Origin of the sequence: Acinetobacter sp. MF4640 (genome assembly GCF_002018895.1) — a bacterium.
GTDB classification, from domain to species: Bacteria; Pseudomonadota; Gammaproteobacteria; order Pseudomonadales; family Moraxellaceae; genus Acinetobacter; species Acinetobacter johnsonii.
The window spans coordinates 1-862 of the sequence record NZ_MVOM01000137.1 but is presented as its reverse complement, the minus strand read 5'-3'; the positions used below and the strand labels follow the sequence as shown (position 1 = coordinate 862).

The 862-nt window shown below is 35.4% G+C and carries 1 protein-coding gene; it reads right to left on the bottom strand.

The annotated features are described in order from the left end of the window. Nucleotides 1-35: 35 nt before the first annotated feature. On the bottom strand, nt 36-782 hold the full coding sequence (locus tag MF4640_RS18790) for an IS5-like element ISAba31 family transposase (RefSeq protein ID WP_078390501.1): 747 nt from the start codon (nt 780-782) through the stop codon (nt 36-38). Between the last annotated feature and the right edge of the window lie 80 nt (nt 783-862).

Below are 862 nucleotides of genomic sequence, written 5' to 3'. Positions count from 1 at the left end.
TAGGGTCTGTTGACATTTACTGTTCATAATTAACCCTATAAAGGTAGCCATAAAAATATACAGGCTAAAGCAACAGAACTTTGATAATTTCTTTTGAGCTTGTCATATCGAGTAGCTATTCCTCTAAATTGCTTTAATCTACAAAACATATTTTCAACTAAATGCCTGATTTTATATAAATACCAGTCCATATGGTCATTGTTCGATTGGCTATTTGTTTTCTTTGGTATATTCGCTTTAGTCCCTGTTTTCCTGATCTGTTCACGCAGTGGTTCTGAATCATAGCCTTTATCTGCACATACCACTTTTGTCTCTTTTAAATCTAATGTTGATATTAAATCAGGTGCAACTTTAACATCATGTGTGGTTCCATCGGTAATCATGAAATCAATAGGATTGCCATGTGCATCAACAATCAAATGTATTTTTGAGGAGTTTCCTCCTACACTTTTAGAAATAAATTGATTCGCTATGCCGGCAGAATGTTGATGAGCACGTACATGAGAGCCATCAATAAAAATCCACTCCATATCGGGGCATGAGGCTAATAATTTGAATAATCTAAGTAACTTACCGCTGCTTGACCAACGATTAAAACGTTTGAAAATAGAGTTTGAATGACCAAAACAACAAGGAATATCTCGCCACGGACAGCCTGTTCTAATTCTATAGAGGATAGCTTCAATAAAATTGCGTAAATTTGAGTTGTGGTGAATGGATAAATTACGCAGAATAACTTTCAACTTTTGCCAGTGTTGATCTGTCAGCATGGTACGAGGCATAGCGAATAGTAAAATTGGGTTTGGCGATTTGATTTTACTACTTCGCTATTTTTTTAAGCTAAAAGTGTCAACACACCCTA